This is a genomic window from Phenylobacterium sp. (assembly GCF_030645195.1).
Lineage (GTDB): Bacteria > Pseudomonadota > Alphaproteobacteria > Caulobacterales > Caulobacteraceae > Phenylobacterium.
Window position 1 is genome coordinate 1 of record NZ_JAUSLW010000031.1, and the last position, 4575, is coordinate 4575.

Here is a 4575-nt window from a genome sequence, read left to right on the forward strand (position 1 = left end):
CGCCGATCACACGCTCACGAAGATCAACTGACAGCGCCTTGCTCATAGGTGCCGGCCTCCGTCACCAGCACAGAGCTTGAATCAGAATCCGCGGTCCCTGGGAATCCCCAATGATTCAATCAGGTCGCAGAATGCTCTAGAGTGCTGATTTTTCAGGCTTTTGGAAGAAACACAGTCTGGAGCTCACCAGCGGGGTGGTCTGATTGCGCATAAGGTCCGAAACGTTCTCGTTTTGTTCTTGACGAACGCGGCCGTCCGTGAGATGTTCGCCCGCGTTCGTCACTGCGCAGGGCCAAGGTATGACCCTATACGGCGTGTCTGGTACGGAACCACAGACTGGATGAAGACCGGAGCGGTGGCTACGGGCGGCCACCTCGCGGATTCCGTAGAGAATCTCGCACGCCAGCATTTTCCTTCCACATCAGAACCTTCGGCGAAGCCGCGACGCTAGCTGAAGCTTTACATGTCGCAACCGGCGGCGCACATGTTCCCTGTTTGTTCAATTTGGGGGTGTCGATGAAATCCGCCGACGCGAGCTTTCATTTTCCGGTGCTGGGATTCACCACCGACCTGGAAATCTGGGGGTTTAGGGACTTGGACACCCTTACGAGGTGCGGTCCCCGCACGCTGAAGGAAGGTACGCAGACAGGCATGGAATTGATCGATGCGGCGGGAAACCGCTGGGTGGTTCGCTCGATTTGCCGAACAGGTCGTGCCGGTTCCTGGGTCTCTCTGTTGTTGCCGTTTGGGCCACGGCAATCGCGTATCGAGCAAGACCTTGAACCCCGGGAGAAGGTCTTACTCGAAGAGGTCCAGCGCCGCGCGTGCGCCGCCATGGAGGCCCACGCCGAGGACTACTCGGACGGCGATGAGGACGAGGACGAATTCAAAGCGCTTCTCGTCAAGGTGAAGAAGACCAGGAAGATCGCGGCGATCTATGACCTGCTTCAACCGGACACCTTCGAACCCCACTGAAGGGTCGGGTCGCCGAGCGCGCCAGCCTCCATGCCTTGCCAAATTTTGGCAAGGTAATATCCTACGTTCCATGACCACCATGAACATCTCCCTTCCCGAGGCGCTCAAGACCTTTGTCGACGAGCAGGTCGTGGGCAGGGGTTACAGCACCAGCAGCGAGTATGTTCGCGAGCTGATCCGGAGGGATCAGGATCGCCTGCATCTGCGCGGCCTTCTCCTCGATGGCGCATCGACGGCGCTCACGGCGCCCGTTGATCAAGCCTATTTTGACGGGCTTCGGCGCCGCGCTCGCGACCATACGGCGGGATGAGCGCCAAGCAGGTCGTCCCGAGAGAGAAGGCCCGGCAGGATGTTGAAGCCGCGGTCGACTACTATGCGGCGGAGGCTGGCGAGATGATCGCCTTGCGTTTCGTCGACGCTATCGAAGAGACCTACCGCGCGATCGGCCGTCGACCGGCGTTGGGCTCGCCGCGATACGGTCACGAGCTTGATCTTCCAGGTCTGCGCACCCGATCCCTGAAGCGCTTCCCCTACGTGGTATTCTACATCGAGCAGGAAGACTACTTGGATGTTTGGCGGGTGCTGCACGCTCACCGGGACATACCAGCGGGGCTGAGCGAGCCCCAGGGCTGAGACCCGGGGCTCTGCGGCGATCGATGCTCACTCACCCGTATTTACACGCCTCGGAAGTGAAGCCGTTGAGCCCCCAACGGATTTCCCGAGACTGCGAATCTGAGGGTCGGACGTTCGAATCGTTCCGGGCGCGACAAATTCTTCCTTGAAATCGCTAGGTTTTAGCCCTTCGCGCGGCCCTTGGGCGGGACGGTTTGCGCTCTGGTTTGCAGCCGGTTTGCAAATTCTGTTTCGGATGTGTTCTCAAACTGGGAAATCGCCCGGGTCGCCAGGCGCCGAGTTCGGGGCCTGGTGGGACTCGAGGCCCGTCCAGGAGCCGTTGTCGGCCATGGCGCGTCAGGTCGTAGGCTTCGTCGGTTAGGTGGGTTTGCGGCAAGCCCGACGGGCCGGCCTTGCGCCGAAGCCGGCTTCCGGCCGATGGTGAGGGATCGGATGGGGGAGAACATCATGCGGCTCGTCGGCCCGGGTCTCTGCGCGCTGGCCCTGCTGGGCGGCTGCGGCGCGCAAGCGCCCGCCGCCAAGGCCCCGCCGGCGCCCGCCGCGCCGGTCTCGGCCCTGCGCAATGCGCCGGAATTCGCCGGCTGCGCCTGGCGGGAGGTCAAGGGCGCCCGGCTGGCGATGCAGGCCTTCGCCTGCGGTCCCGACCACGGCGGGGTTCACATCGAGGCCGACGACAGCCTGCCCGGCTTCCGGCTGGTCTATGCCGGCGGCGAGAGCCGGATGGTGGTCCGCACCTTCGACAAGGCGGCCGGCGCGCCGCTGGAGGCCATCCTGCCCGCCGTGCGCGCCGCTTCGCCCGGCCCGTTCACCGCCGCCTGCGCCTTCGCGCCCGCCCAGGGCTATGACGCCAGGGGCAAGGACCGCTTCGTGTTCGAACCCACCGGCGCCGACAAGGCGGCCTGGGAGAAGAGCCTGGCCAGCGACGCGCCCATGGACCCGCCCTGCGGCCCGCTGGGGGTCTCCATCGCCGGCGACCGCTATTTCACCGTGCTGGCCGGCCATCCGCAGGTCGTCGTCTATGCCGACATGGGCAGCGAGATTCAGATCTTCGATCCCGCGACCCTGAGGGTGATCGCGCCCTGAGGTCGGTCAGCCGGTCAGGGCCCAGGCCGGGGCGCGCGCCGCCGGACTGTGGACGAAGGGCGCGATAGCCTCGACGTCCAGGCCGGTCTGCCGGGCGGCGCGTATCAGCTGTAGGAAGCGCTGCACGATGATCTGGCTGCCCTGGATGACCTCGGGCGCCTGCTGTCGGCTCATGGCCGACAGGTAGCCGCCGCGCACCCGGTCGGCCCAGCCCAGGGCCTTGTGGCGGGCGATCCGCCGACGGACAGTCTCGTGGGGCATGCCCAGGCGCTCGGCCAGTTCGGTGATGGTGGCCGGGCGGCGAAGCGCGTCGGGGGGCGGGCTGTCGGACCAGGCATAGGTCGCCGCCAGCTCGGGGTCGTAGGTGATGGCCTCGGCGTTGGCGACCACCAGGGCCGAGAAGATCACCGCGTCCAGGATCGAGCCGTAAGGCTCGACGCCGGCCTCCAGCACCCGCAGGATGAAGTCGTCCAGCAGGTCGGAAAGCCGGGCGGCCAGGGCGTCGTCCTCCATCGAAGGGCCGAGCGGGCCGGGGTCGAACTCGAAGTTCAGGCCCTTGAGGTCGGCCACCAGGGCGCGCAGGGCGGCCAGGCGTCCCCGGGCGCGTCCGACGTGGGGCCGGGCGGGGTCCTCGGCGATTCGCACCCCGGACTCGCCGGCCCGCGCCAGCAGGCCCGCGGCCTCCAGGGCGCCCACCTGGCGGCGGGTGGTCTCATAGGCCAGGTCCAGGGACTGGGCGATGGCGCGGACGCTGATCGCGCCAGGGGCGCCGGCCGCGCCGCGGTGCGAGGCCTGGGCGACGGCCAGATGGATCGCCGCGCGGGTGATGCTGCCCTCGTGGGTCAGGATGAGGCTGCGGCACTCGTCCAGCAGGAACTCCAGCACGCAGCGCAGGATCAGCCGGTTGCGCCGGTTGTTGGCCGAATCGGACAGATGAATCATGGCCAGCCTCCCCCAAGGCTTGGCCAGAACAACCGGGAAAGCGGGGCGCGGCAAGGCCGCGAACAATGATTTACAAAGCCGCTCGCGTGCGCCGCGCCGCGATTCCCGGCCAAGTGGCGCTAGAGCCTGTCGGTTTCAGATGCACTCATCTGAAACCTATAAACAGGCTCGCCCTCTTAGGTTTGGAGCGTGACCGGCGCCGGAACCGGTAACCTCCGGTGGAGGCCTCGCGGCGGCCGGGCGCGCCTCAGGCGGGGCGAGGCGCGAACATCCGCCGGAACCGCTCCACCACCACCGGCGCCAGGGCCGCCACCGTCCCCCCGGCGTCGGCGACCCAGTTCTGAACCGCCACCTCCAGGCTGGCCCCGCGCGTGAACTGGGTGATCGCCAGGGCCAGGGCGAAGAGCAGGTAGCCGATGGCGATCCGCCGGATCCGAGTGCGCGGCATGGCCGCCAGCCCGGCGCAGGCGGCGACATAGAAGGCCGCGAAGTGCTGCAGATAATGGGAATGCAGCAGCTTGGGCGTCAGCCAGCCCGGCGCGATCACCGCCAGGAAGATCGCCAGCAGGCAGAGGCCGAACCCCAGCCGGGCGAGGACGGCGAGGAGACCGGTGTCGGGGTAATAGGTTTCGGGAGTCTCGCTCACGCGGCGGCCGCCTTCACGCCGGCGGGCATGCGCGAGCGATGATAGGGTCGGTCGCCCAGCACGGTGGCGCGGTTCATGATCCGGCGATGGGGCAGGTAGTCATTGACCGCGTAGTGCTGGGTCACCCGGTTGTCCCAGAAGGCGATGGCGTTGTCCTTCCAGCGCCAGCGGACCAGGAACTCCGGCTTCTGGATGTGCTCGAACAGCATGTTCAGGATGGCGTCGCTCTCCTTGCGGCGCAGGCCCTTGATGCGGTCGGTGAAGCCGTAGTTGATGAACAGGCCGTCCTCGCCGGT

At 66.7% G+C, this 4575-nt stretch carries 7 protein-coding genes; 4 read left to right on the top strand and 3 right to left on the bottom strand.

Annotated features, from left to right (window positions below):
• Positions 1 to 516 precede the first annotated feature (516 nt).
• The 4 genes from Q7T09_RS02915 (at position 517) to Q7T09_RS02930 (ending at position 2691) form a co-directional block, all read left to right on the top strand.
• The gene (locus Q7T09_RS02915; RefSeq protein WP_304697469.1) at positions 517 to 975 is read left to right on the top strand and encodes a hypothetical protein; all 459 of its coding nucleotides are present in this window, start codon (positions 517 to 519) and stop codon (positions 973 to 975) included.
• Between the two features lie 70 nt (positions 976 to 1045).
• A complete protein-coding gene (locus Q7T09_RS02920; RefSeq protein WP_304697470.1) occupies positions 1046 to 1285 on the top strand; it encodes a type II toxin-antitoxin system ParD family antitoxin in 240 nt (79 codons plus the stop codon).
• On the top strand, positions 1282 to 1608 hold the full coding sequence (locus Q7T09_RS02925) for a type II toxin-antitoxin system RelE/ParE family toxin (RefSeq protein ID WP_304697471.1): 327 nt from the start codon (positions 1282 to 1284) through the stop codon (positions 1606 to 1608). The genes Q7T09_RS02920 and Q7T09_RS02925 overlap by 4 nt, the downstream gene beginning before the upstream one ends.
• 447 nt (positions 1609 to 2055) lie before the next feature.
• Positions 2056 to 2691 (top strand): hypothetical protein, encoded by a 636-nt coding sequence (locus Q7T09_RS02930; RefSeq protein ID WP_304697472.1) that lies wholly within the window; start codon positions 2056 to 2058, stop codon positions 2689 to 2691.
• A 6-nt stretch (positions 2692 to 2697) separates the two neighbouring features.
• Here the strand turns inward: Q7T09_RS02930 and Q7T09_RS02935 are convergent, their stop codons facing one another.
• The 3 genes from Q7T09_RS02935 to Q7T09_RS02945 all read right to left on the bottom strand — a co-directional run.
• Positions 2698 to 3633: a DeoR family transcriptional regulator gene (locus Q7T09_RS02935; RefSeq protein ID WP_304697473.1), complete on the bottom strand. Its 936-nt coding sequence runs from the start codon at positions 3631 to 3633 to the stop codon at positions 2698 to 2700.
• 247 nt (positions 3634 to 3880) lie between these two features.
• On the bottom strand, positions 3881 to 4279 hold the full coding sequence (locus Q7T09_RS02940) for a hypothetical protein (protein ID WP_304697474.1): 399 nt from the start codon (positions 4277 to 4279) through the stop codon (positions 3881 to 3883).
• On the bottom strand, positions 4276 to 4575 hold a 300-nt coding region (locus Q7T09_RS02945; RefSeq protein ID WP_304697475.1), incomplete at its 5' end, for a TauD/TfdA family dioxygenase. The genes Q7T09_RS02945 and Q7T09_RS02940, both read right to left, overlap by 4 nt.

What these genes read in the sequence shown, in the direction of transcription:
- Q7T09_RS02925 (WP_304697471.1), top strand. Translation starts at nt 1,282, where the DNA reads ATGAGCGCCAAGCAGGTCGTCCCGAGAGAGAAGGCCCGGCAGGATGTT.
- Q7T09_RS02935 (WP_304697473.1), bottom strand. Translation starts at nt 3,633, where the DNA reads ATGATTCATCTGTCCGATTCGGCCAACAACCGGCGCAACCGGCTGATC.
- Q7T09_RS02915 (WP_304697469.1), top strand. Translation starts at nt 517, where the DNA reads ATGAAATCCGCCGACGCGAGCTTTCATTTTCCGGTGCTGGGATTCACC.
- Q7T09_RS02930 (WP_304697472.1), top strand. Translation starts at nt 2,056, where the DNA reads ATGCGGCTCGTCGGCCCGGGTCTCTGCGCGCTGGCCCTGCTGGGCGGC.
- Q7T09_RS02920 (WP_304697470.1), top strand. Translation starts at nt 1,046, where the DNA reads ATGACCACCATGAACATCTCCCTTCCCGAGGCGCTCAAGACCTTTGTC.